The organism is Marinobacter lipolyticus, from assembly GCF_018424605.1.
Taxonomy (GTDB): Bacteria; Pseudomonadota; Gammaproteobacteria; order Pseudomonadales; family Oleiphilaceae; genus Marinobacter; species Marinobacter lipolyticus_B.
The window spans coordinates 1-23,625 of the sequence record NZ_QTKT01000008.1 but is presented as its reverse complement, the minus strand read 5'-3'; the positions used below and the strand labels follow the sequence as shown (position 1 = coordinate 23,625).

The following is a 23,625-nucleotide window of genomic DNA, read 5'->3' as shown; positions in this document are numbered from 1 at the left end:
CCTGAAACATCTAAGACTGTGATGGCGGTCTCACAATCCCTCCCGACTATACCGCTTATCCGACTGAAAGCTCCGCTTGTCGTCTGGCAATAGCAGGGGGCGTTAACTCTGAGTAACGTTCCCATAGGCCAAACTGGAAGTGGACTATGCATCGTAACGTCAGAATAAAAGGTTTTACGCTCATCGAATTGCTGGTCACTGTTGCGATTGTGGCAATAGTGGCCTCCGTGGCGGTTCCATCCTTTGCGACCATGATTGCAAACGGGCGGATCGCCAGCACCTCCAATGATCTCGTCGGACTCATCAACTACGCCCGGGCCGAGGCCGTGAAGCAGGGTCGCGTGGTTCGAGTATCTCCGCAGGACGGTAACGATTGGGCGAACGGAGTAGCTGCGTGGATTGATCAGAACGCCAATAACGCCTTCGACGCGTCGGAAGCGATCCGGGTCATTCCTGCCGCCCCTGGGGCTGTTACCGTCACTTCGACAGGCAACTTTGGTTTCACAGGCGGCGGCTCCTCGTTTGCCGGCGCAGCAGTCACGATCGACGTCTGCGACGATCGCAGTGGAGAAGCGGGCAGCGAGATAACCGTAACCCTCGGCGGGCGGGTACGGGCGGGAGATGAGCCATGCGCGTGATACCTGAGAATCCAGCCCACAAATCAGCCGGTTTCACCATGATTGAGGTCTTGGTGGCCCTGATCATCCTCGCGATTGGCCTGCTGGGTGTGGCCGGTATGCAGGCCCTGTCGCTGAAACAGACCAGTAACTCCAATATTCGTTCGCTGGTAACGATGCACGCTTACGACCTCTCAGAGCGCATGCGCTCCGAAGCCAGCGATGTGATGGCCTTCGAAAAAGCGCTTTCCGCCGACTGTAATGACTGCAACAGCGATCTGGAAACCTGGCATGAACTTTTATTGAACGATGTACCGACCGCCTCCTCGGCCATTGATGTAACCTCCGGTGCCAACAGCACCTTTGCCGAAATTACGGTGAACTGGACCGAGAGAGGGATTGGTAATGACGCCATCGCCCAGGACTACACCTTGTATGTGAGGTTGAAATGAAGCCACTTTACTTCCGACAACAGGGCCTCTCGATCGTTGAATTGATGATTGCCATCACCTTGGGCCTGATTCTGACCGCGGGTCTGGTTCAGATTTTCAGCGGCAACCAACGCTCCTTCGTGGTGGCCGAAGCCAACATGCGGGTTCAGGAAGCCGGACGAATGACGTCAGAGTTTCTCGGGCGGGCCATTCGGAATGCGGATTACTGGGGATGCATTCCTCGCGAAAATGTGGGCAACAAACTGGATGTCACCAGCCCTGACTATGTTGCCGATTTGTTCGACTTTCAGGATGGATTCATGTCTTTTCAGAGTGACGGAAGCGGTCTCGGGCTGACCGGAACCGACGTGATGGTGCTGCGTGGGGTTGGCGGCGCCGGCGACGTGTCGATCACCAAAGAGATGAAGGTCTCCTCGGCCAATCTGAAAGTGAATACCGTGGACGGCATTGAGAAAGGCGATATTTTATTAGTTAGCGATTGTATTGCCGGTGATATTTTCCAGGTTACCTCGCTGCAAACGGGAGCCAACCCGGGCATAGGCCACGCAACCGGAAGTAATGTATCCCCGGGCAACGGCAAGCCCAGAGAGGGTGTGGACGTGGTGGTCGATAATAACTGTAATGGCGGAGCCGTGAACTGTTTATCAAAACAATATGACGACACCGCTCAGATCTTCTCCCCTTACTACCATCAGTACTTCGTCGACGCAGATGCCGACGGCAACCGTGCGTTATTCCGTCAGGCGGCCAATGGCACCGCAGAGGAAATCATGGACGGCGTCTGGGACATGCAGATGCGTGTTGGCGTGGATACGGGGTTGTCCAACGGTGAAGTGACCGACTGGGTGGAGATTACCGGCCCGAATTCGCTGAGCCAGGCCGCAGCGGCGAACGTGGTGGCGGTCGAGATTTCCATGCTGGTGCGGTCTCCGGAGAATCGCATCGTTGATGGGCCCATGGTGCTGTGCTATCCGCACTGGGCGGATTGTGACGGAGCCGGTGAGTTTGATGTGGAAGACCAGATCGGTGCGGACTCGCGGCATCTTTACCGTGTGTTCTCATCCATGGCGACCATCCGAAATCGAATTCTGAAAGTCGAACAGAACTGAGGGGCGTAGGCATGAACAACATTCAATTGCGTCAATCCGGTGCCGTTCTCCTGACCAGCCTTCTTATACTTCTGGTGCTCAGCCTGCTGGCGGTATCCAGCATGCAGAACAGCACGCTGCAGGAACGGATGGTGTCGGCCCAGCGAGATGGCTTTATGGCTATGGAGGGTGCGGAGCTGGCGCTGCGTGAGGCAGAGCGGGCCATCGATAACCTGGCCAGCCCCTCCGGGCTGGGTTCCATGGCCGGATTCTACGAGAAAGGGGAAGCACCCCGCGGCAAGAACATTTTTCTGGCAGGCAATTGGAGCGGTGACAATTCCGTTACTGTGACGGTGCCGACGGTGAATGACAGCCCTTTGTTTCCGGAGGCCCCCAGGTACTTTGTGGAGTACGTCGGTGATGCACAGGTCTCGGTGGGTAACGAATCCGCCGACGTTAACATGACCAATTATTCCCATGAAACCGGGGCATCAGTGGCCAAAGCGTTCCGCATTGTTGCCCGCGGCACGGGCGCCACCGGCGAAGGTCAGCGAATTCTTGAAGAATACTATCGGCGTGAGTTTTAACGCGCACTGGAGGATCGGATAATGAATAAATTGATTAGTAAGGCCGCACACTTTGCCCTCGGTGTTGGCTTGATCGCTCCGTCGCTGGGTTACGCTGATGTACCGTTTGCGGACGTACCGCTCTTTGTTTCCGGGTCGGCAAAGCCTAACCTGATCTTTGCGGTGGATGATTCAGGGAGTATGGATTTTGAGATTGTCAGCGAGTACCGGACTTCCGGTTCCGCCTACCTTTTCAACAGCGGTGAGGCGCCTGGAGAGTGGAATGGCTCGCAGTGGGTCGGTATCAGCTATGACGGCGGCTGGTTGCCCAACACCGGACGGACTGGTCAGGTTCCTTTTACCCGTCGACATTACTATCTCCGATCGTCCGATTATAACTCGGCTTACTACAATCCGAACTCCGATTATGGTCCATGGGTGAGCTCGTCTAATCGGACGTACACTGACGCGAACCCTAAAGCCGCTCCATACGAACCGACTCTCGACGGCAGCGATAAGCTGGATTTGACGTCCAATACGACCGATGAAGACGGCAACAGCTTTTATCCGGCTACGTATTACACCCGCCTGCCAAAGGGAGTGGATGATCCCGAAACGTTTGTATACGACGGGACAACGTACAACTGCGGTGCAGGCAATGCCTACAGTGTTTGGCTATCTGTCCCTGAGCGCTTCACGTTCTCCAATGGCATCGTAGGCTTCGGGCCAGATGATGCCTGTATAAAAGAAACCAAGATCGCTGCAGGTTCTGATGAAATGCAGAACTTCGCAAACTGGTTTTCTTACTATCGAAGGTTGCATCACGCCACCCGTGCCGCGATTTCGGAATCCCTGGAAGGGCTTTCGGGTATGCGTATCGGGACTTTCTGGCTCCACAATAACCGTACGGTGCCTATGAATGACCTCGACACGGAGCGCGGGGAATTTCTGGATGATACGTACGGACGATTCAGCTCTGGCTGGCAAGGCGGCGGGACGCCACTTCGCAAGGCGTTAAGGCATGCAGGGCAGCAATACAACTCCAACAGCAATATCATCGAGGCAGAATGCCAGAAGAACTTTACACTTTTGTTCACCGACGGCATCAACAACGACAGTATCAGTGGTGTCGGTAATACCGACAATGATAAAGGTGAACCTTACGAGGACTCAGCCTCGAATACGCTGGCTGATGTTGCCATGAAATATTACGAGGACCGGCTTCGTTCCGGCTCTTTCTCTGCGGGTGGTGTGAGGCGACCCCAGGCCTGTTTCAAGCAGGAAGGCGACCCGGGTTATAGCAGCACGACGCCTCTGCTCGCGGTACCGTCTGACCCCAGCTACGATCCGACTGCCGATTGCAATACTGACCTGCACATGAATACCTACACGGTAGGCTTTGGTGCAAAAGGGGAACATTTTGCAGGCATTGATTACTTGAAAGTCACGGATGCTCACGACACACCTCCCGACTGGGATGACATCAGTGCCGACACCTGGGACGGTAATCAGATTGATGACCTTTACCACGCGGCGGTTAACGGCCGCGGCGAGTTCTACAATGCCAGTAATGTCGACGAGCTGAGGAGTTCTATCTCGGCCGCGCTCCGTGACATCATTCGCTCTACTGGGTCGGCCACCAACGTTACCTTCAATACCGCGACGTTGGAGGAGGGGAGTAATGTTTACACGGCTTCTTTCAACAGCGGCGATTGGTCGGGCTCGGTTGCCGCGCGCGCGCTCAACCCGGTAACCGGCAACATCGGTAATGTGGTTTGGGACGCAGCAGATACGCTGAATGAGATGTCGCCGAATGAGCGCAATATTGTTACCTACAACGGCGGCGGCGTACAGTTTAACTGGGCCTCGCTTAGTACGGATCAGCGTGGCGACCTTGACGGACCGCTGAACGACGGGCTTGGCCCCGATCGCCTGGCGTACATCCGTGGCGATCGATCGAACGAAGGTGGCACCTTCCGCAAACGGTCAACGGTATTGGGTGACGTCGTTAACTCCTCACCGGTTTATGCCGGCAAGCCCGCCAGTGGCTGGCCTGATATTGATCCCTTTGGGGCAGGTGAAACCGGCCGCTACTCAACGTTCCGCCAAAATAATTCCACCCGAACCCCGGTGGTCTATGTTGGCGCAAACGATGGCATGCTCCATGGCTTTAACGCGCAAACAGGCGCGGAGCTGATGGCGTATGTGCCGAGCTTCGTCTATTCGGAGCAAGCCGAGCGTGGTCTGAACTACCTTTCGGATCCAGGTTATGGACATCGTTTCTATGTCGACCTTTCGCCCGCGGTATCGGACGTCTACATTGGCGCCGCTAACGGCTCTGGCGCGGAGTGGAAAACGGTGTTGATCGGTGGGCTCCGTGCAGGGGGTAAGGGGCTTTTCGCACTTGATGTCACCGACCCGAGCGCGTTCGAGAACACCCCGACGGCGGCCGACGACATGGTGCTGTGGGAGTTTACCGATCCACGTCTCGGCCAGATCGTCGAGCCTCCGCAAATAGCGCTAGTAAAGTGGAAGGCTAACGAGTACCGCTGGAGCGCCCTGATCCCTAACGGCTACAACAGTGGAAGCGGACAAACCGGGTTGTTTGTACTAGACATTCAGGGAGGACAGGATGGCTGGTCTGAAGGCCAGGACTTCGTATTCGTACCTCTGGCAAGCGGGCAGGGGTTATCACCGGTTCGTGCTGTTGATTATAAAGACGAAGACGGAACAGGCGTAAGGGACGGTGTCCTCGATCGTGTCTACGCGGGTGATCTGGACGGAAACGTCTGGGCGATTGATTTGAGCGGCGCGAGCAATAAATGGGGCAATGTTTATAATAGTTCGCCTTTTTTCGTTGCCAGAGACAGCGACAACAATCGGCAACCCATAACCACAGCGCCAGTCATGGGGCGCAACATATACAATACCAACGGTGATACACCGAACCTTTTCGTATTTTTCGGTACGGGTCGTTACCTCACCGATACCGATCCGACCAACACCGCTGAGCAAAGCTTTTACGGTGTTTGGGATCAGGGCGAAACGGTTACACGGAGTGACCTGGAGCCGCGCTCCATTTCCGAAATGATGTCGGGTGGGCGCGAAGTTCGTGAGGTCAGTGGCGACAGTATCAACTGGGTTGATAACTCTGCCAACGCCGTTCGTGGCTGGGTGGTGGATTTCAATACCGAAGCCGGCGAACGTGTTGTGCAGAGCCCACTGGTCCGGGGTGAGTACGTGCTGTTCAATACCGTTACACCTATGCAGAGCCTATGTCAGAGTGGTGGCACCAGTTGGACCATGGCGCTGCGTTTTGACGGCACCACACCCTACCAGGCCGTGTTCGATGTCAATAACGACGGTGTCGTGAATGGCGACGATGCGGTGGTTGCCGGCGTGCGATATGGCGATGCAATGATTCTGAACATGAACATCTTGGGGGATAACCTTTATCGACAGGCTTCGGATGGCACTGTTGATCAGTCGAAGGTAAATCTCGGCGGTGGCAAGTCTCTCGGTCGTTCCGGCTGGCGCGAAGTCTACGAGCAGTAAGGAGAAACAATGAAGAATCTACAAACAGCCAGGCAGAGCGGTTTTACATTGATTGAGTTGATGATCGTGGTCGCGATCATCGGCATCATCGCCGCGATTGCCTATCCCAGTTACCTCGCGCAGGTGGAAAGCACGCGGCGCGGTGATGCTCAGGGCGCGCTGGCATCTTTCGCCAACGCGATGGAGCGTTATTACACTCAAAACAACACATACATCGGTGCCGATGGTGGCAACTCCGCCATATCCGACACGCTGACGGCCCCGGCAGCCGGAGTCTTTGCCAGCCAGTCACCGGCCGACGGTACTCCTTTCTACAACCTGCGTATCTTCAACCTGACGGCGAACAGCTATGAGTTGCGAGCCGTCCCCATTGCGGGCTCTGCACAGGCCGGGGACGGATTTCTGCAGCTCACTTCCACCGGCCAGAGGGGGTGGGATGCTGACAACTCCGGTGCCTTGAGTGGTACCGAAAACACCTGGTCCAAATAATCCTTCCGGTGAACGTACCTCAGGAACAGGCAACCGGGCGCCCTCCTGAATCCTCTACAATGCCGTCGCCATCCCGGTCTTTGGCCAGGGTGGGGCGGCCTCCCATATTAATTCTGATCTGAGCGGCAAGGGCGGCATCGCCATCATTCGGGCACCAGGTGATGTTGCCGATGGCCCCGTAAGCGAGTCCGGACGCGTTGAAGCGGAAGTAGGTATGTATTCCTGTGGCTCCCCGGATTGTGCCGATGTTGTTGGTCTGGCGTTCGCGGATGATTTGCGACGGATCGGACACTGTCCGTGTTCGACCCGGGTCTCGAAATGCTACCAGTGGGAGGTCCCAGTCGCGATTGCAGCGATTGGTTTCATCAATCGGGCAGAGGGTGACCGTGGTCTGCTCATAAATGGCTGTATTTCGAGCCACGTTGATCAGTGTGATCAGCTCGCCGATTTCGGAATTGCGATCCGAGGTGGCAAGTAGACGGGAAAAAGAAGGGGTTATCTGCGTAGCGACAATTGCCACGATGGCAAGCGTCACTAGCAGCTCCACCAGGGTGATGCCCCGGTTGCGCTGGAAAAGTGTCATCCTTGAGTCTCCATAGCGCATTCCGTCCTGGAATGCGTAATTGCATCTAATATAGGGTCAACCGAACCGGCGAATCCGCGCCGTTGGCGACCCCAGTCTATCGAATAATCACTCCATCCCCAACTTCTTCAACCGATACCGCAACGCCCGGAAACTGATCCCCAGCCGTTTGGCGGCGGCGGTCTTGTTCCAGCGGGTCGCCTCCAGGGCCTTTTCGATGGCCTGGCGTTCAATGGTTTCCAGATAGCCTTCCAGGTCCATTTCGCCATCGGGCACTTCTGGCGGCTCCGCGTCGCGGGTGATTTCCCGGGTGGCGGCGTTGCCGCCGGTCTGGGCAAGGGGGGTATTGCCGATGTGCAGGTCAGAGGCGCCGATGCGCTCATCGTCACAGAGCGTGAACGCGCGCTCGAGGATGTTCTCAAGCTCCCGCACGTTGCCCGGGAAGTCGTGTTCCTTGAGGCGGGCGATGGCGTCTGGCGTGAGGGTTGCCGGGTCGCACTCGTATTCCCGGGCGATGCGCTCAAGAATGTGGCTGGCCAGCAGTTCGATGTCATCGGGGCGCTGGCGCAAGGATGGGACGGCCAGCTCGATGACGTTGATGCGGTAAAACAAGTCCTGGCGGAAGCTGCCGTCCTGCACCAGTTGCGGCAGGTTTTTGTGGGTGGCACTCAATACCCGGATATCCACAGGCACCTCTTTGGTATCACCCACCGGGCGTACGGCTTTCTCCTGGATGGCGCGCAGCAGTTTCACCTGCATGGCCAGTGGCAGGTCGGCCACTTCGTCCAGAAACAGGGTGCCGCCGTCGGCGGAGCGGAACAGGCCGTCTTTGTTATCCACCGCGCCGGTAAAGCTGCCTTTCTTGTGGCCGAAGAACTCGCTTTCCATCAGTTCGGACGGGATCGCACCGCAGTTGACGGCGATAAAGGGACCGTCCCGGCGAGGGCCCTGCAGGTGGATCATCCGTGCCACCAGTTCCTTGCCGCTGCCGGATTCGCCGCTGATGAACACCGGTGCCTGGCTGCGGGCCAGCTTGCGAACCTGACTTCGCAGCCGCTTGATCTCGGCGGAATTGCCCAGCAACAGGCCGGGCTCATCCGTTGCCGTGTTTGCTTCCGGGGCCGATTCGGACAGTTTCAGCGCACTGTTTACCAGCTCCCGCAGGCGTGGCAGTTCCACCGGTTTGGAGACGAAGTCGAACGCGCCGGCCTTGAGGGATTCAATGGCGGTATCCATGTTGCCGTAGGCGGTGATCACGGCCACCGGTGTGCACGGGGTGTATTGCTGGATCCAGTGCACCAGATCGATACCGTTGCCGTCCGGCAGGTTCATGTCGGTCAGGCAGAGCTGTGGTTTGTGCTCTTCCAATAGTTGTTTTGCACTGGCGATGTCGGGCGCAGTCAGGGTTTTGATGCCCATGCGGGTCAGGGTGATCTCAAGCAGATCCCGGATGTCCGGTTCATCGTCAACGATCAGCGCGGTGTGAGTGGTCATCTTGTGGTGTCGGTTCCCTATCGTTGTTCTGTCGCCGGCCGGTCTGGCGGCGTTAAATCATCCGCCCGGGATGGGCGAAGGTAATGCGAAAGCAGCAGCCGGGCTCATCGTCTTCCACCAGGGAAAGGTGGGCCTGGTTAGCCTCGCACAGTTCCCGGGCCAGATAAAGGCCGAGGCCGGTGCCCCGTTTGTCGGTTGTGAAAAAGGGCTCAAAAACCGAGATGCGCTGCTCCGGCGCAATGCCGGGGCCAACGTCGCGCACATCGAGGTAGGCCCGTTCGCCGTCAGCTGTGGCGCCGGCGTGCAGTTGCAGGTAGCGTTTGCCGCTGTGCTGTTCACTGTAGCGCAGCGCGTTGTCGCAGAGATTGACCAGTACCTGTTCGATCTGGCTTTTATCGAAGCGGGCGGCGGGCAGGGGGCTGCTCAGCGTCAGCTCAATCTCGGTTGCGGCCTGCTGGTCGTGGTTCTGGGTCTGAAGATACTCGCTGCGAAATTCCCCCAGCCAGTCGCCCACGTCGATCAGCTCGCTGCTGGCTACCCGCCGGCGGGACAGATCAAGCACGTTTTCGATGATACCGTTCACCCGGCGGGAGTGGCGACGAATGATGTCGAGCATCTGCCGGTCACCACCGTCCAGGTTGGTGGACTCCTCCATCAGCTGAGCCGCGTGGCTGATGGCGCCAAGCGGGTTGCGGATTTCGTGGGCGATGCCGGCGGTGAGCCGGCCAAGTGAGGCCAGTTTCATCTGCTGCGCCTGTTGCGTCACCTTGCTCATGTCTTCCACGAACACCAGGATATGGTCGCCACGGTCCTGATCCAACGGCGTGAAGTTCACCTGCAGCAGCGGCGACGTGGGCGAAGCCTGAAACGGCTCGGTTTTACGGGTGGGGTCCTTCAGCCAGGCTTCAAGGCCAAGACGCAGTGGCTGCGGCAGGATGCGGCCGCGGTTATCGGTGGTCGACGGCCCGGTTCCGGCACCGAACAGTAGCTCCTCGGCGGCGGCGTTGGCAACGCGGATCTGGCCGTAGCGATCCAGCACCAGAATGCCGGTGCGCATCCGCTGGATGATCTGCCGGTTGATCTGTTCCAGCTCCGCAATGCTACGGGCGCGGGAGACGGCGAGCGCTTCACTGCGCAGCATGCGTCGGGAAATGTTCTGCAGTATGAATGCCGCGGCAAAGTAGAGAATGCCGAGGGAGCCGGCGCGGACGATGTCATCGGCGGACTCGTCAAGCGCCAGTACCGACCAGCCGGAAATGCCCAGTGAACAGATGGCCGCCAGCGCCGCGTAGAATGTGCCCATGCGGCTGGGGGTGAGGATGTTGCCAGCCGCTACCGAAATGATCACCAGGTTGGCGAGACCGTTGGTGATGCCGGTGCTGGTGAGCAGCAGCGCGTGCATGACAAGAATGTCCAGCAGCACCGACAGGGTGATATGCCGCTGCTGCGGATGGAAGCCGGCGAGCATCACCAGGGCGACGAAGGCGTTCACCGCAAAATAGCTGATCACCGTCGTCTGGTAGATGTCGAGCATCCGGAACTCGGTGTCGAAGTTCACCGGGTCCACAAACAGCAGCGCCACCAGAATCAGACTGATCACCACCCGGTAGTGATTGTAGATCCGGAAAAGTTTGCCGCGTTGGGACATCTGGGGATTTCCGGGCCAGTGGTCCGGAGGGGTAATGGCCGGTGTGGTCATAATTCGTTGGGTTTCCCGCGAGAATTTCGTGGCTTTGACGGGTTATAATAGCCTTTTAATGGCAATAAGTTACAGGAGCTGCCTTTATGTCTGAGTCACAGCAACGCGCTGCCACTGAAACCTCGCCGCCACGCCTGCGGGTGGTGATGGCGCAGCTGGATTTCCTGGTCGGCGATATCCCGGTCAACACCCGGGCTGTGATTGAAGCGGCGCAAAAGGCATATAACGAACACGCGGCCGATGTGGTGGTGTTTCCGGAACTCTGCCTGACCGGCTACCCGCCCGAGGATCTGCTGCTGCGGCCAAGTCTGGATCTGCGGGTGAACGAGGCATTGGAAACCCTGAAACAGGCAAAGCTCGACGCCGCCATTGTGATCGGCGCGCCGGTTCGTCAGGGCGGCTTGCTCTACAATACCGCGGTGGTGATTGACCGCGGCGAGATCACCGGTCGATATTTCAAGCGTTTTCCACCCAATTACCAGGTTTTCGATGAGAAACGCTACTTCGCCGAGGGTCGCGAGCCGCTGGTGATGACTATCCGTGGTGTGCCGGTGGGTATCACCGTGTGCGAGGACCTGTGGAGTGACGGGCCGGTGGAAGATACCGCGGCCGCCGGCGCGAAACTGATCCTCAATCTCAACGCTTCCCCCTACGACATCGACAAGCAACTGCGGCGCAAGGCGTTGCTGGAACGCAAGGCGCGTGAGAACTGCGTCAGCATTGTCTATGTCAACCTGGTGGGTGGCCAGGATGAACTGGTGTTTGATGGCGGCTCGATGGTGTTCGACCATTCCGGGCATCTGGATGTGGAGATCCCCCAGTTCGTCGAGGGTCTGTTCCCGGTGGACTTTCTGTGCGAACACCACTGCCAGCCGATATCGCAGCCGTTACCAAGTGAGCCTGCGCTGGAAGAAAACGTGTACAAGGCGCTGGTGCTCGGGGTGCGGGATTACGTCAACAAGAATGGTTTCAAATCCGTAGTGCTGGGCCTGTCCGGCGGAATTGATTCTGCTGTTACCCTGGCGGTAGCGGTTGATGCGCTGGGGCCGGAGCGGGTCAGGGCGGTGATGATGCCGTTTCGCTATACCTCCGGTATGAGCCTGGAAGACGCGGAAGCCGAAGCGGTCGCCCTGGGCGTACAGTACGATGTGTATTCCATTGAGCCTATGTACGACGCCTTCATGGCCGCGCTGGCAACGCCTTTTGAAAGCACGCAACCGGATACCACGGAGGAGAACCTGCAGGCGCGGCTGCGTGGGGTGTTGCTGATGTCGCTGTCCAACAAATTCCGTTCACTGGTGCTGACCACCGGCAACAAGAGCGAAATGGCGGTGGGTTACTCGACGCTGTACGGCGACATGGCCGGCGGCTTCGATGTGCTGAAAGACGTCCCGAAAACCCTGGTATTCCAGTTGGCCCGATACCGCAACACGCTGTCGGCGGTGATTCCGGAACGGGTCATTACCCGGCCACCGTCGGCGGAGCTGGCGCCGGACCAGAAAGATGAGGACAGCCTGCCGGGATACGACGTGCTGGATCAGATTCTCAATCTCTATGTGGAGCGGGATTTCAGCGCCGATGCCATTGTGGCCGAAGGCTTTGCGCGGGAAGACGTCGAGCGGGTGATTCGCCTGGTGGATATTAATGAATACAAGCGGCGCCAGGCGCCGATCGGGGTGCGGATCACCGAGCGAGGGTTCGGCAAAGACCGCCGTTATCCCATCACCAATGGCTGGAAAAGCGGGAAATAGGGGGCATTTCCCGCCGGTATTCGGCCCGGTTTACTCGTCGCCCATCAGGCCAAAGGTGACAACGCTGGTGAGTGATCGGTCTTCGCGTTCCAGCAGTGTGGGTACGAATTCGCCCTCGTCGTTGAAAACGTCGCTGTCGGGGTAATTCTGCGCCAGCAGGGCAATCGCATCGTCAGCAGCCTTGTTCAGCTTCAGGAAACGGAAGGTTTCCGCGAGAATGATCAGCGCGTCCTCGACCGCCGGGGACGTTGAATAATTCTCCACCACGTAGCGGGCACGGTTGTTGGCTGCTACGTAGGCTTCGCGCTTGATGTAATAACGGGCCGCGTGAATTTCCAGCTCGGCCAGGCGATTGCGGATGGCAATCATGCGCTGCCTGGCGTCGGGTGCGTACTGACTGTTGGGGTAGCGGTTAAGCAGGTCCGAGAAATCACGGAACGCCTGGCGCTGCTCGCCGGGATCGCGGGCGTCGACATCGATCGGGAAATAGCGGGCGGCCAGACCGATGTCGAGGTTGTAGGACGCCAGCCCGCGCATGTACAGCGCGTAGTCCGCGTGTTCGCTTTGCGGATTCAGCCGCAGGAACCGGTCAGCGGCCGCCCGCGCGCCTTCCAGATCGAGGTTCTGATAGCGGGCATAGATCAGATCCATCTGCGCCTGCTCGGCATAGCGTCCGAACGGATAGTAAGTCTCCAGGTAATCGAGGTTCTGTTCTGCCTCGTTGAAGTTACCGGAGTTCATCGCTTCCCGGGCATTTTCGTAATAGGTCTTTTCCGGCAGCACTTCCTCCTGGTCGTTGGAGGCACACGCGCTGATCATCAGCGCCGTGGTGGCCAATAGCAGTAATCGAACAACTGATCTCATGCCGGAATCCCGTATAATGACAAAATCGAATGGTTGGCCATTGTAACGGGGAACCTCTGCCTTGTGCAGTGGCTGGCCAACACGAATGGAATTTTCTGACCGAAACGTAACACATCACCACTGGCCCCGGGGGCTAAATGTCTGCTGAAAACCGAATTACTGCAGTGTTCTCTGTTCCGCCTGAACTCAGTGACCGCCGCCTTGATCAGGCGGCCGCGGAGCTGATGCCGGAGCATTCCCGCTCCCGTCTGCAGGGCTGGATCAAAAGCGGTGCCCTGACGGTGAACGGAGAAAACCGCAAACCACGGGACAAGGTGATGCTCAATGATCGCCTGGAGCTGGACGCCGAGCCGGAAGCGCAGGTGAGCTGGCAGGCGGAATCCATAACCCTTGATGTGGTCTACGAGGACGAGCATCTGCTGGTGATCAACAAGCCGGCGGGGCTGGTAGTGCACCCGGCGGCAGGTCATGCCGACGGCACGTTGGTGAATGCGCTGCTCAATTACGCGCCGGAGGTGGAAAACCTGCCGCGCGCCGGCATCGTTCATCGTCTCGACAAGGACACCTCGGGCATCATGGTGGTGGCGCGCAGCCTGATCGCCCATACCTCGCTGGTGGATCAGCTGCAGTCCCGCACCATGGGGCGGGAATACGAAGCGGTGGTGGTGGGCACGCTCACGGGTGGCGCTACGGTGGATGCACCCATTGGCCGCCACCCCCAGGAACGGAAGAAAATGGCGGTGGTGTCCAGCGGTAAGCCGGCCGTCACCCATTACCGTCTGGTTGAGCGCTTCGCCGCCCACACCCACGTACGCTGCAAGCTGGAGAGTGGCCGTACCCACCAGATTCGTGTGCACATGGCCCACGTCAGGCACCCGCTGGTGGGTGATCCGCAATACGGCGGTCGCCTGCGCCTGCCCAAAGGCACCACCGAGGCCCTGCGGGAGGTGTTGGCCGGGTTCCACCGCCAGGCGCTGCACGCTCGCCAGCTGACGCTCGAGCATCCGGAAACCGGAGAAATCCTGAGCTGGGAGGTGCCGTTGCCTGACGATATGGAACAATTGCTGGCGGCGCTGCGTCAGCATGTCCTGGACCTGCAGCAAGATGAATTCTGAACTGCCGCTGATCAAGCCTAACTGGCCGGCCCCGTGGCGGGTGCAGGCGCTCTCGACGACGCGTGAGGGCGGGGTAAGTGAGGCGCCGTGGGACTCTCTGAACCTGGGGGCGCACGTGGGAGATGATCCGGCGAGGGTGGCGTTCAACCGGCAGCGGCTGGTGGAGGCCACGGGAATCGACGCGGATCGCATCGGCTGGCTCGATCAGGTACACGGGACGGACATTGTCTCGCTGCCGCTCAGCGGGGTTCCGCGGGCCGACGCCAGTTTCACGCGCCGCCCCGGGCAGGCTTGCGTAATCATGACTGCGGATTGCCTGCCGGTGCTGTTCTGCGATGTGTCCGGCACGCGGGTCGGCGCGGCCCACGCCGGGTGGCGCAGCCTGTGTGGCGGTGTGCTGGAATCGCTGGTGAGCGAAATGACAGTAGCGCCCTCCGAACTCATGGCCTGGCTGGGCCCGGCGATCGGTCCGACGAAGTTTGAGGTGGGCGCGGAAGTGCGGGCTGCGTTTCTGCATCATGACCCGGAAGCGGCCTTGGCGTTTTCGGTTGCCGGCGCGCGACCGGGCCACTTCATGGCGGATATTTACACGCTCGCCCGGCAGCGTCTTGCTGCCTGCGGGGTTCGCCGGGTCTATGGTGGAGGCTACTGCACCGTCTCCGACCCCCAGCGCTTCTTCTCATACCGACGCGATGGCCAGACCGGCCGCATGGCCAGCCTGATCTGGTTATCCGCAAACGACTGACGCCCGTCAATTTTCTGACAGTTTCTTTCTGTCGCCGCTTGAAGTCCTTCCGGTTGCCCCTACATTTAATGTCAAAGCAAACGGGAAGCCGGCAATGTTGTCGCCTTATCCCGCCACCGAATCGGGGAACAAGAGAATATGCGAATCGACAAACTCACCAGCCGACTGCAGACCGCGCTTGCGGATGCTCAGTCACTCGCGGTTGGCAAGGATCACAACTTCATCGAGCCTGTGCATCTGATGCAGGCTCTGCTGGATCAGGACGCCAGCTCCATCAAGCCTTTGTTGAAGCAGATTGGGGTTGAGCCGGGGCGCGTTCGCCAGGCCATCGCCCGGGAGATCGAGCACCTGCCCGAGGTGCAGGGTTCCGCCGGGGATGTGTCCATGTCCAATGACATGGGCCGACTGTTCAACATTGCCGACAAGCTGGCGCAAAAGCGCAAGGACCAGTTTATTTCCAGCGAGCTGATGCTGCTGGCGGCCCTTGAGGATCGGGGCACTCTGGGGCGGGTGCTGCGGGAGCAGGGTGTGGACCGTGCCGCTCTTGAGCAGGCGATTGACGAGGTACGCGGGGGCGAGCCAGTGGATGATGCCGCCGCCGAGGAAAGCCGCCAGGCGCTGTCGAAGTACACCATCGATCTGACCGAACGGGCCGAGGCCGGCAAGCTGGACCCGGTGATCGGCCGCGACGACGAAATTCGCCGCACCATTCAGGTGTTGCAGCGCCGCCGCAAGAATAATCCGGTGCTGATCGGGGAGCCCGGTGTCGGCAAGACCGCCATTGTCGAGGGGTTGGCCCAGCGCATCGTCAATGGAGAAGTGCCTGACGGCCTGAAAGACAAGAAAGTGCTGTCTCTGGATATGGGCTCGCTGATTGCCGGCGCAAAATTCCGCGGTGAGTTCGAGGAGCGCCTGAAAGCGGTCCTCAATGAGCTGTCGAAGCAGGAAGGCCAGATCATTCTGTTCATCGACGAGATCCACACCATGGTGGGGGCCGGCAAGGCCGAAGGCTCCATGGACGCCGGCAACATGCTCAAGCCGGCGCTGGCTCGCGGCGAACTGCACTGCGTGGGTGCCACCACACTGGACGAATACCGCGAGAACATCGAAAAAGACGCGGCGCTGGAACGCCGTTTCCAGAAGGTCCTGGTCAGTGAACCCAGCGAAGAGGACACCATCGCCATCCTGCGGGGGCTGAAAGAGCGCTACGAGGTGCATCACGGGGTCGAGGTGACAGACGGCGCTATTATCGCGGCCGCGAAACTGTCCCATCGCTACATTGCAGACCGTCAGTTGCCGGACAAGGCGATTGATCTGGTCGACGAGGCGGCGAGTCAGATCCGCATGGAGATGGATTCCAAACCGGAAGCGCTGGATCGTCTGGAACGCCGCCTGATTCAGCTCAAGATCGAGCGGGAGGCACTGAAAAAAGAAACGGACGCAGCGTCGAAAAAGCGCCTGGAGGAACTGTCCGACGTGATCTCCCGGGTGGAGCGTGAATACGCCGATCTGGAAGAGGTGTGGAACACCGAAAAGGCGGCCCTGCATGGTTCCCAGAAGATCAAGAGCCAGCTGGAGCAGGCGCGGATAGATCTGGAGAACGCCCGCCGCGGCGGCGATCTCGGCCGCATGTCCGAACTGCAGTACGGCAAGATTCCGGAGCTTGAGCGCCAACTGGACATGGCCAGTCAGGCTGAAATGATGGAGATGAAGCTGCTCCGCAACCGGGTAACGGATGAAGAGATTGCCGAGATTGTTTCCAAGTGGACGGGCATTCCGGTCTCGAAGATGCTGGAAGGGGAGCGTGACAAGCTGATGCGCATGGAAGACGCCCTTCACGGCCGGGTCATCGGCCAGGACGAGGCGGTCGAGGCGGTATCGAACGCGGTGCGCCGTTCCCGCGCGGGTCTTTCCGACCCTCATCGCCCCAACGGCTCCTTTCTCTTCCTGGGGCCCACCGGTGTTGGCAAGACCGAACTGTGCAAGGCGCTGGCCTCGTTCCTCTTCGACACCGAAGAGGCCATGGTGCGCATTGATATGTCGGAGTTCATGGAGAAGCACTCTGTGGCCCGCCTGATCGGGGCGCCCCCGGGGTACGTTGGCTATGAAGAGGGGGGCTACCTGACCGAGGCGGTTCGTCGCCGCCCTTACTCGGTATTGCTGCTCGATGAGGTGGAAAAAGCCCACCCCGATGTGTTCAACATTCTGCTGCAGGTGCTGGAGGACGGTCGCCTGACCGACGGCCAGGGCCGTACCGTGGATTTCCGCAACACCGTCATCGTGATGACCTCGAACCTCGGCTCCGACATCATTCAGCAGAAAGCGGGGGAGGAGAACTACGAGGCCATGAAGAACGCGGTGATGGAAGTAGTCGGCACTCATTTCCGCCCGGAGTTTATAAATCGCGTGGACGAAGTGGTGGTGTTTCATCCGCTGGCGGAGAATCAGATCCAGGGCATTGCGAAAATACAGATCGAGTCGCTCAGCAATCGCCTGAAAGATCAGGACATGAAGCTGGTGCTGGACGAAGCCGCCATGGAGCTGTTGGCGGAAGTCGGTTACGACCCGGTGTACGGTGCGCGTCCGCTGAAGCGGGCAATCCAGCGCATGATCGAAAACCCGCTGGCGCAGCGCTTATTGCAGGGAGACTTTGTGCCCGGCGACACCATTCGTGCCACGGTCAGTGAGCACAAGCTGGTGTTTGATAGAGCCTGACGGCGGGCGGGCTCCAAAAAAAAGAGGCGATCCTTGCGATCGCCTCTTTTTTATCCGCTCTATCAGCGCTCGGCTGTGCCTTCGCTTTCGGCGCCGCAGTTTTCGTCAGCCACTTCCTGGTATTTCTGCCGCTGCTCCTGAATTTCTTCCGGTGACAGGTAGCGCTGCTCGCCGTCTTCTTCAATGCGTATCCGGCTGTTGCGCTCGAGTATGTCTAGGTTGCTGCGTGCGGTCTCGCAATTGGCCTCGCGCTGTTTGCGACGCGCCTCTTCCGCAGCTGATTCTTCGCGCTTTCCGGCCTCATCCGCCTGGCGGGATTCAAGCTCGTCCAGCTGTTCCTGAGCGCTTTTCTGCGGCTGACCGCCGGAAATCTTTCCGGTGCGGACGCTGACCCGTTCGGCGTTCTTGCCGGTGGGCTCCCTGTCGCCGAAGTGGGTCACGCCGTTCTCGTCAGTCCATTTGTAGACGGACGCAGCGGTCGCTGCTGCCGGCACTACTGCCAGAATGATTGCCAGTGTCAGGGTTCTTTTGTTCATCACTCTACTCATCTCGCGTTAGCCTTTGCGGAGCAGGCCGGCGTGTTCCGGGATCATGCACCACGTTGTGTCGACATTTTTATCATGCCAGTTGCCGGTGCAATTTTCTCTAGGCTGGTTCAAAAACCAGCAGAAAGTATGACAGACCTTTGCGCACCATGGGCAGAGAATACGCTCGCTGCTATTGACAGGGAGTTTCCCGCTGTCAAAATTACCGATTGCCTGAAGACAGGGGTCAATACGGCAGGCAATCCCGAGCGAGTATCCCCCGTTAAACACCACACTGAACGCGCCGCGCCCAGGTCGCGGGATGGTTGTTGCTTATTTGCAACCCGTCGATTGGCCGTTCTCCGCAACCCTCAGGAGGGCGGCTGGCCAGGAGACAACCTCTTAAAGGTAGTGTGGAGGAGCAGCCGGTGTCGCTTTCAAAAGAAGCAGACAAACCGGATATCCAGGCAACCGGGAGCGTTCCCGGCTCATTCACTCGTAGAAGAGGGTAGAAAATCGTGGAGTTATTGTCTGGCGCCGATATGCTGATCCGGTCCCTTCAAGATGAGGGTATCGAATACATATACGGCTATCCGGGTGGTGCAGCCCTTCATATTTATGATGCGCTGTTCAGGCAGGACAACGTCAAGCATATTCTGGTTCGGCACGAACAGGCCGCGGTCCATATGGCCGACGGTTATGCTCGCGCAACCGGAAAACCAGGTACCGTACTGGTGACCTCGGGTCCTGGAGCCACCAACACCATCACCGGCATTGCCACTGCGTTCATGGATTCCATCCCCATGGTGGTTCTGTGTGGTCAGGTCGCGTCCACGCTGATTGGCGAGGATGCGTTCCAGGAAACCGACATGATCGGTGTTTCCCGTCCTGTGGTTAAGCACAACCTGAGCGTCCGTCACCCGGAGGAAATTCCCGAGGTGATTCGCAAGGCTTATTACATCGCCTCAACCGGCCGCCCCGGCCCGGTCGTGGTGGATATCCCCAAGGATATGACCACCCCGAACGAGCGTTACGAATACGTGTTCCCGAAGAAGATCAAGCTGCGTTCGTACAACCCTGCCATCCGGGGGCACGCTGGCCAGATCAAGAAAGCAGTGGACATGTTGCTGGCGGCCAAGCGGCCGATCATTTATGCCGGTGGAGGGGTGATTCTGGGCAAGGCGTCCGGTCAGCTCACTGAGCTGGTGCGAATGCTTGGCTATCCCATCACCAACACCCTGATGGGCATCGGCTGCTACCCGGCGTCTGATAAGCAGCATTTGGGCTGGTTGGGCATGCACGGTACCTATGAATCCAACATGGCCATGCACCACTCGGACTTGATCCTCTGTGTGGGTGCGCGCTTCGATGACCGGGTGACCAACGCCACCGAGAAGTTCTGTCCCGGGGCGCGGATCGTCCATATCGACATCGATCCGGCTTCCATCTCCAAGACCATCGACGCCGACGTGCCCATCGTGGGTCCGGTTGATGCGGTGCTCAAGGAGATGATCACCCTGGTCAGGGAGAGCAAGGAGAAGCCCGATGCCGACGCCATTGCCTCCTGGTGGAAGCAGATCGAAGAATGGCGGGCATTCCATGGCATGCGCTATGAAACCAGCGCCGATACCATCAAGCCGCAGGAAGTGATCGAAACGCTGTGCCGCCTGACCAAAGGCGAGGCGTTTGTGACGTCCGACGTCGGGCAGCACCAGATGTTCGCCGCCCAGTACTACAAGTTCGACAAGCCCAACCGCTGGATCAACTCCGGGGGCCTCGGCACCATGGGCTTTGGTTTTCCCGCGGCCATGGGCGTCAAACTGACGCATCCGGACGACGAGGTGCTCTGCATCACCGGTGAGGGCAGCATCCAGATGAACATCCAGGAACTGTCTACCTGCAAGCAGTACAACCTGCCGGTGAAGATCATCAACCTCAACAACCAGGCCCTCGGCATGGTCAAGCAGTGGCAGGACATGAACTACGAGTCCCGTCACTCCCAGTCGTACATGGAGTCGCTGCCGGACTTCATCAAGCTGGCGGAGGCCTACGGTCACGTCGGTGTCCGGATCGACCGCAAGGAAGATCTCGAGACCAAGCTGAAAGAAGTGCTGGCAATGAAGGATGAGCTGGTGTTCGTGGATATTTACGTCGACCGCTTTGAGCATGTGTATCCGATGCAGGTTGCCCGTGGTTCCATGAAAGACATGTGGCTCAGCAAGACGGAGAGGGTGTGATCATGCGTCGAATCATTTCTGTTTTGCTTGAGAACGAGCCGGGTGCGCTGTCCCGCGTTGTGGGGCTGTTTTCCCAGCGCAACTACAACATTGAAACACTCACCGTGGCGCCCACCGAGGACGAAACCCTGTCTCGTCTGACCGTGACCACCACGGGTTCGGACAAGGTCATCGAGCAGATCACCAAGCAGCTGAATAAGCTGATTGAGGTGGTCAAGCTGGTGGACCTGACCGAGGGTTCCCACATTGAGCGCGAGCTGATGCTGGTCAAGCTCAAGGCCACGGGATCCCAGCGTGCTGAAATCAAGCGCACCGTCGACATTTTTCGCGGCCAGATCGTGGATGTCACCAGTTCGGTTTACACCGTACAGCTGGCCGGTGACAGCGAGAAGCTTGACGGCTTCATTCAGGCGGTGGGTACGTCAGGTGTGCTCGAGGTGGTTCGTACCGGGGTGTCCGGCATTGCCCGTGGCGAAAAGGTGCTGAGTCTCTGACCGGCGCGTGATCCATTTTTTTAATCATGGCCTCCGCGGCGGGGCCAGAACAATACAGAGGTTATCCCATGCAGGTTTATTACGATAAGGATTGTGATCTTTCCATCATCCAGGGCAAGAAAGTCGCCGTTATCGGTTTCGGTTCCCAGGGCCACGCCCACGCGTGCAACCTGAAAGAATCCGGCGTTGATGTCACTGTCGGTCTGCGCCCGGGCTCTTCTTCCGTGGCCAAGGCGGAAGCCTATGGTTTGAAGACCAGCGACGTGCCTTCTGCAGTTGCCGCCGCTGACGTGGTGATGGTGCTGACTCCGGACGAGTTCCAGGCGCAGCTGTACGCCGCTGAAATCGAGCCGAACCTGAAGCAGGGTGCTACCCTGGCGTTCGCGCACGGTTTCGCGATTCACTACAACCAGATCGTTCCGCGCAAGGATCTGGACGTTATCATGGTTGCACCCAAGGCGCCCGGCCACACCGTTCGCACCGAATTCACCAAAGGTGGCGGTATTCCTGACCTGATCGCGATCTTCCAGGACGCCTCCGGCAACGCCAAGAACCTGGCCCTGTCCTACGCCAGTGGTATCGGTGGCGGCCGTACCGGCATCATCGAAACTACCTTCAAAGACGAAACCGAAACCGATCTGTTCGGTGAGCAGGCTGTTCTGTGTGGTGGTGCGGTTGAGCTGGTCAAGGCCGGCTTTGAAACCCTGACCGAAGCGGGTTACGCGCCGGAAATGGCTTACTTCGAGTGTCTGCACGAGCTCAAGCTGATTGTTGACCTGATGTACGAGGGCGGCATTGCCAACATGAACTACTCTATCTCCAATAACGCGGAGTATGGTGAGTACGTGACCGGCCCGGAAGTCATCAACGAGCAATCTCGCGAAGCCATGCGTAACGCACTGAAGCGCATCCAGAGCGGCGAGTACGCCAAGATGTTCATCTCTGAAGGCGCGCTGAACTACCCGTCCATGACCGCGCGTCGCCGCCAGAACGCGGCGCACGACATCGAAGTTGTGGGTGAGAAGCTGCGCGGCATGATGCCGTGGATCTCCGCCAACAAGATCGTGGATAAGGACAAGAACTGAGTCGGTTTTCCGAAAAGGTTCTGACAAACGCGGCCCGGGTGGCCGCGTTTTTCGTATATACTCCGCTCAAATACTTTCCGGAGTGAATGGAATGAGTGAAGACAGAAAAATCCCGGAATCCGAAGAGGCCGACAAGGGCGCGGCACAGGCGGCGGCCGGAGAGTTCGAGCCCGGAGAGGTAGTGGAAGAAGAGTTGGTGGAAGGGGCCCCGGTCAGGCGCAAGGGGATTTACCTGCTACCGAACGCCCTGACAACCGCGTCGTTGTTCTCCGGGTTTTACGCCATCGTCTCCGCGGCCAACGGTATGTTCGATAACGCCGCTATCGCGGTGTTCGTCTCAATGATCCTCGATGGTCTGGATGGGCGTGTCGCAAGAATGACCAACACCCAGAGTAAGTTCGGCGAGGAGTACGACAGCCTCGCAGACATGGTCGCGTTTGGCGTGGCGCCGGGTATGGTGGCGTTTTTCTGGTCATTGAACGAGCTCGGTCAGGTTGGTTGGGCCATTACCTTCATTTACGTTGCCGGTGCCGCCCTGAGGCTGGCACGGTTCAATACCCAGATCGGCTCGGTGGACAAAAAGTTCTTCGTGGGGTTGGCGAGCCCGGCCGCCGCGGCTTGTGTTGCGGGGCTGGTGTGGTGCTTCCACGAGGTTGATCCAGCCACCTGGCTGACCTTTATGACCATCGTGGTAGTCGGTGGTTGTGGCGTTTTGATGGTCAGCAACATCCTCTACCGCAGCTTCAAGGACCTGGATTTGCGTGGCAAGGTGCCGTTTGCTGCCATTTTGCTGGTGGTGCTGATGTTTGTTGTGGTCACGCTGGATCCGGCCACCGTGTTGTTTACCGGCTTCCTGGTGTATGGCTTGTCCGGTCCTTTCCTTGCGCTGACCCGCAAACTGCGGCGCAGTGGTTCTTCAGGCACGGCTGTCTGAAGGTCCGGTTTCCGGCGCTCACGGCGAGCGCCGGAGCGCCTTACTGTCGGAAATGATCGAGTTTTGTCCAGGTTGATCGCTTGTTGATCGGTGGTGTAGGTGGAAACCGAAAGAATTCTGAAATAGTTGAGAACGCGCGTTGACACCCCGGCTGGTGTCTGTAGAATGCGCTTCTCCTTCGAGGGGCGGGTCACTTGGATAGCCCGAGATTGAGAAGGTAACGATTTGAAATTGCTGAAGAAAATGAAGTTTAAAATTCTTCAGAAAGCGGTTGACAGGATGGCGGTTCAGTGTAGAATGCGCGCCTCGACACAGCAGTAAGCCGGAGAGTTTTTCGGCGGTTTTCGGAAGCGGAAACAGCGAAAAATAAACGGTTGACAAGGCAGCGGAACGATGTAGAATACGCGGCCTTGATTGAGCAACAGCTCAAACGCTCTTTAAAAAGTTAACCAAGTAATTCGTGTGGGCGCTGGCCGAGGTATTTCGGATATGAAATATCAGGACAGTGACTCGTCGAAATTGAGTTTTGTCTTGAGCAAGAATAGAGAATCTTCGGATTCTTGTATGATTTAAACTGAAGAGTTTGATCATGGCTCAGATTGAACGCTGGCGGCAGGC

19 protein-coding genes are annotated in these 23,625 nt (G+C 58.5%); 14 read left to right on the top strand and 5 right to left on the bottom strand.

The genetic code is table 11. The annotated features are described in order from the left end of the window. The first annotated feature begins 146 nt into the window (after positions 1 to 146). Genes DYI22_RS11765 through DYI22_RS11740 form a run of 6 tightly spaced genes read left to right on the top strand, consistent with a single transcriptional unit; the run spans position 147 to position 6,767 of the window. Positions 147 to 638, top strand: a complete 492-nt coding sequence (locus DYI22_RS11765; protein WP_213478417.1) for a GspH/FimT family pseudopilin — start codon at positions 147 to 149, stop codon at positions 636 to 638. Continuing rightward, on the top strand, positions 629 to 1,069 hold the full coding sequence (pilV, locus tag DYI22_RS11760) for a type IV pilus modification protein PilV (protein ID WP_213478251.1): 441 nt from the start codon (positions 629 to 631) through the stop codon (positions 1,067 to 1,069). The genes DYI22_RS11765 and pilV overlap by 10 nt, the downstream gene beginning before the upstream one ends. Continuing rightward, the gene (locus DYI22_RS11755; protein ID WP_213478416.1) at positions 1,066 to 2,178 is read left to right on the top strand and encodes a PilW family protein; all 1,113 of its coding nucleotides are present in this window, start codon (positions 1,066 to 1,068) and stop codon (positions 2,176 to 2,178) included. Before pilV ends, DYI22_RS11755 begins: the two co-directional genes overlap by 4 nt. An 11-nt stretch (positions 2,179 to 2,189) precedes the next feature. Beyond that, positions 2,190 to 2,744, top strand: a complete 555-nt coding sequence (locus tag DYI22_RS11750) for a pilus assembly PilX family protein (RefSeq protein ID WP_213478250.1) — start codon at positions 2,190 to 2,192, stop codon at positions 2,742 to 2,744. 21 nt (positions 2,745 to 2,765) lie between these two features. Continuing rightward, on the top strand, positions 2,766 to 6,278 hold the full coding sequence (locus tag DYI22_RS11745) for a pilus assembly protein (RefSeq protein ID WP_213478249.1): 3,513 nt from the start codon (positions 2,766 to 2,768) through the stop codon (positions 6,276 to 6,278). A gap of 9 nt (positions 6,279 to 6,287) precedes the next feature. Then, a complete protein-coding gene (locus tag DYI22_RS11740; RefSeq protein WP_213478248.1) occupies positions 6,288 to 6,767 on the top strand; it encodes a type IV pilin protein in 480 nt (159 codons plus the stop codon). 19 nt (positions 6,768 to 6,786) lie between these two features. Here DYI22_RS11740 and DYI22_RS11735 read toward each other — a convergent pair whose 3' ends face one another. The 3 genes from DYI22_RS11735 to DYI22_RS11725 all read right to left on the bottom strand — a co-directional run bounded on the left by DYI22_RS11735 (position 6,787) and on the right by DYI22_RS11725 (position 10,492). Then, entirely contained in the window at positions 6,787 to 7,350 is a 564-nt protein-coding gene (locus DYI22_RS11735) for a GspH/FimT family pseudopilin (protein WP_213478247.1), read from the bottom strand. A 108-nt stretch (positions 7,351 to 7,458) separates the two neighbouring features. Beyond that, a complete protein-coding gene (locus DYI22_RS11730; RefSeq protein WP_213478246.1) occupies positions 7,459 to 8,844 on the bottom strand; it encodes a sigma-54-dependent transcriptional regulator in 1,386 nt (461 codons plus the stop codon). A gap of 52 nt (positions 8,845 to 8,896) precedes the next feature. Then, positions 8,897 to 10,492 (bottom strand): sensor histidine kinase, encoded by a 1,596-nt coding sequence (locus DYI22_RS11725; protein WP_228300989.1) that lies wholly within the window; start codon positions 10,490 to 10,492, stop codon positions 8,897 to 8,899. A 137-nt stretch (positions 10,493 to 10,629) separates the two neighbouring features. Here DYI22_RS11725 and DYI22_RS11720 point away from each other — a divergent pair, with 137 nt between their 5' ends. Next, positions 10,630 to 12,294, top strand: a complete 1,665-nt coding sequence (locus tag DYI22_RS11720; protein ID WP_213478244.1) for an NAD+ synthase — start codon at positions 10,630 to 10,632, stop codon at positions 12,292 to 12,294. 30 nt (positions 12,295 to 12,324) lie between these two features. Here the strand turns inward: DYI22_RS11720 and DYI22_RS11715 are convergent, their stop codons facing one another. Then, the gene (locus tag DYI22_RS11715) at positions 12,325 to 13,158 is read right to left on the bottom strand and encodes an outer membrane protein assembly factor BamD (RefSeq protein WP_213478243.1); all 834 of its coding nucleotides are present in this window, start codon (positions 13,156 to 13,158) and stop codon (positions 12,325 to 12,327) included. A gap of 137 nt (positions 13,159 to 13,295) precedes the next feature. Between DYI22_RS11715 and rluD the strand changes: the two genes are divergently transcribed. The 3 genes from rluD to clpB all read left to right on the top strand — a co-directional run bounded on the left by rluD (position 13,296) and on the right by clpB (position 17,733). After that, positions 13,296 to 14,273 (top strand): 23S rRNA pseudouridine(1911/1915/1917) synthase RluD, encoded by a 978-nt coding sequence (gene rluD / locus DYI22_RS11710; RefSeq protein WP_213478242.1) that lies wholly within the window; start codon positions 13,296 to 13,298, stop codon positions 14,271 to 14,273. Next, positions 14,263 to 15,018 (top strand): peptidoglycan editing factor PgeF, encoded by a 756-nt coding sequence (pgeF, locus tag DYI22_RS11705; protein ID WP_213478241.1) that lies wholly within the window; start codon positions 14,263 to 14,265, stop codon positions 15,016 to 15,018. The genes rluD and pgeF overlap by 11 nt, the downstream gene beginning before the upstream one ends. A gap of 138 nt (positions 15,019 to 15,156) precedes the next feature. Next, positions 15,157 to 17,733 (top strand): ATP-dependent chaperone ClpB, encoded by a 2,577-nt coding sequence (clpB, locus tag DYI22_RS11700; RefSeq protein ID WP_213478240.1) that lies wholly within the window; start codon positions 15,157 to 15,159, stop codon positions 17,731 to 17,733. 62 nt (positions 17,734 to 17,795) lie between these two features. Here clpB and DYI22_RS11695 read toward each other — a convergent pair whose 3' ends face one another. Continuing rightward, on the bottom strand, positions 17,796 to 18,269 hold the full coding sequence (locus tag DYI22_RS11695) for a DUF4124 domain-containing protein (protein WP_213478239.1): 474 nt from the start codon (positions 18,267 to 18,269) through the stop codon (positions 17,796 to 17,798). Positions 18,270 to 18,775: 506 nt separating this feature from the next. On the opposite strand from DYI22_RS11695, the gene DYI22_RS11690 reads away from it, so the two are divergent. The 4 genes from DYI22_RS11690 to pssA all read left to right on the top strand — a co-directional run bounded on the left by DYI22_RS11690 (position 18,776) and on the right by pssA (position 23,007). Further along, the gene (locus DYI22_RS11690) at positions 18,776 to 20,494 is read left to right on the top strand and encodes an acetolactate synthase 3 large subunit (protein WP_213478238.1); all 1,719 of its coding nucleotides are present in this window, start codon (positions 18,776 to 18,778) and stop codon (positions 20,492 to 20,494) included. Positions 20,495 to 20,496: 2 nt separating this feature from the next. Further along, positions 20,497 to 20,988 (top strand): acetolactate synthase small subunit, encoded by a 492-nt coding sequence (gene ilvN, locus DYI22_RS11685; protein ID WP_070970156.1) that lies wholly within the window; start codon positions 20,497 to 20,499, stop codon positions 20,986 to 20,988. Between the two features lie 68 nt (positions 20,989 to 21,056). Beyond that, positions 21,057 to 22,073: a ketol-acid reductoisomerase gene (gene ilvC / locus DYI22_RS11680; protein ID WP_213478237.1), complete on the top strand. Its 1,017-nt coding sequence runs from the start codon at positions 21,057 to 21,059 to the stop codon at positions 22,071 to 22,073. A 91-nt stretch (positions 22,074 to 22,164) separates the two neighbouring features. Next, complete coding sequence (gene pssA, locus DYI22_RS11675) at positions 22,165 to 23,007, top strand: CDP-diacylglycerol--serine O-phosphatidyltransferase (protein ID WP_213478236.1); 843 nt, start codon at positions 22,165 to 22,167, stop codon at positions 23,005 to 23,007. The last annotated feature ends 618 nt before the right edge of the window (positions 23,008 to 23,625 follow it).

Excerpts from the sequence above, each read along its gene's own strand:
- DYI22_RS11750 (WP_213478250.1), top strand. The coding sequence starts at position 2,190 with ATGAACAACATTCAATTGCGTCAATCCGGTGCCGTTCTCCTGACCAGC.
- DYI22_RS11755 (WP_213478416.1), top strand. The coding sequence starts at position 1,066 with ATGAAGCCACTTTACTTCCGACAACAGGGCCTCTCGATCGTTGAATTG.
- rluD (WP_213478242.1), top strand. The coding sequence starts at position 13,296 with ATGTCTGCTGAAAACCGAATTACTGCAGTGTTCTCTGTTCCGCCTGAA.
- DYI22_RS11715 (WP_213478243.1), bottom strand. The coding sequence starts at position 13,158 with ATGAGATCAGTTGTTCGATTACTGCTATTGGCCACCACGGCGCTGATG.
- DYI22_RS11720 (WP_213478244.1), top strand. The coding sequence starts at position 10,630 with ATGTCTGAGTCACAGCAACGCGCTGCCACTGAAACCTCGCCGCCACGC.
- DYI22_RS11765 (WP_213478417.1), top strand. The coding sequence starts at position 147 with ATGCATCGTAACGTCAGAATAAAAGGTTTTACGCTCATCGAATTGCTG.
- DYI22_RS11730 (WP_213478246.1), bottom strand. The coding sequence starts at position 8,844 with ATGACCACTCACACCGCGCTGATCGTTGACGATGAACCGGACATCCGG.
- DYI22_RS11725 (WP_228300989.1), bottom strand. The coding sequence starts at position 10,492 with ATGTCCCAACGCGGCAAACTTTTCCGGATCTACAATCACTACCGGGTG.
- DYI22_RS11745 (WP_213478249.1), top strand. The coding sequence starts at position 2,766 with ATGAATAAATTGATTAGTAAGGCCGCACACTTTGCCCTCGGTGTTGGC.
- pgeF (WP_213478241.1), top strand. The coding sequence starts at position 14,263 with ATGAATTCTGAACTGCCGCTGATCAAGCCTAACTGGCCGGCCCCGTGG.
- ilvN (WP_070970156.1), top strand. The coding sequence starts at position 20,497 with ATGCGTCGAATCATTTCTGTTTTGCTTGAGAACGAGCCGGGTGCGCTG.
- ilvC (WP_213478237.1), top strand. The coding sequence starts at position 21,057 with ATGCAGGTTTATTACGATAAGGATTGTGATCTTTCCATCATCCAGGGC.
- DYI22_RS11740 (WP_213478248.1), top strand. The coding sequence starts at position 6,288 with ATGAAGAATCTACAAACAGCCAGGCAGAGCGGTTTTACATTGATTGAG.
- DYI22_RS11735 (WP_213478247.1), bottom strand. The coding sequence starts at position 7,350 with ATGACACTTTTCCAGCGCAACCGGGGCATCACCCTGGTGGAGCTGCTA.
- DYI22_RS11695 (WP_213478239.1), bottom strand. The coding sequence starts at position 18,269 with ATGAACAAAAGAACCCTGACACTGGCAATCATTCTGGCAGTAGTGCCG.
- pssA (WP_213478236.1), top strand. The coding sequence starts at position 22,165 with ATGAGTGAAGACAGAAAAATCCCGGAATCCGAAGAGGCCGACAAGGGC.
- clpB (WP_213478240.1), top strand. The coding sequence starts at position 15,157 with ATGCGAATCGACAAACTCACCAGCCGACTGCAGACCGCGCTTGCGGAT.
- pilV (WP_213478251.1), top strand. The coding sequence starts at position 629 with ATGCGCGTGATACCTGAGAATCCAGCCCACAAATCAGCCGGTTTCACC.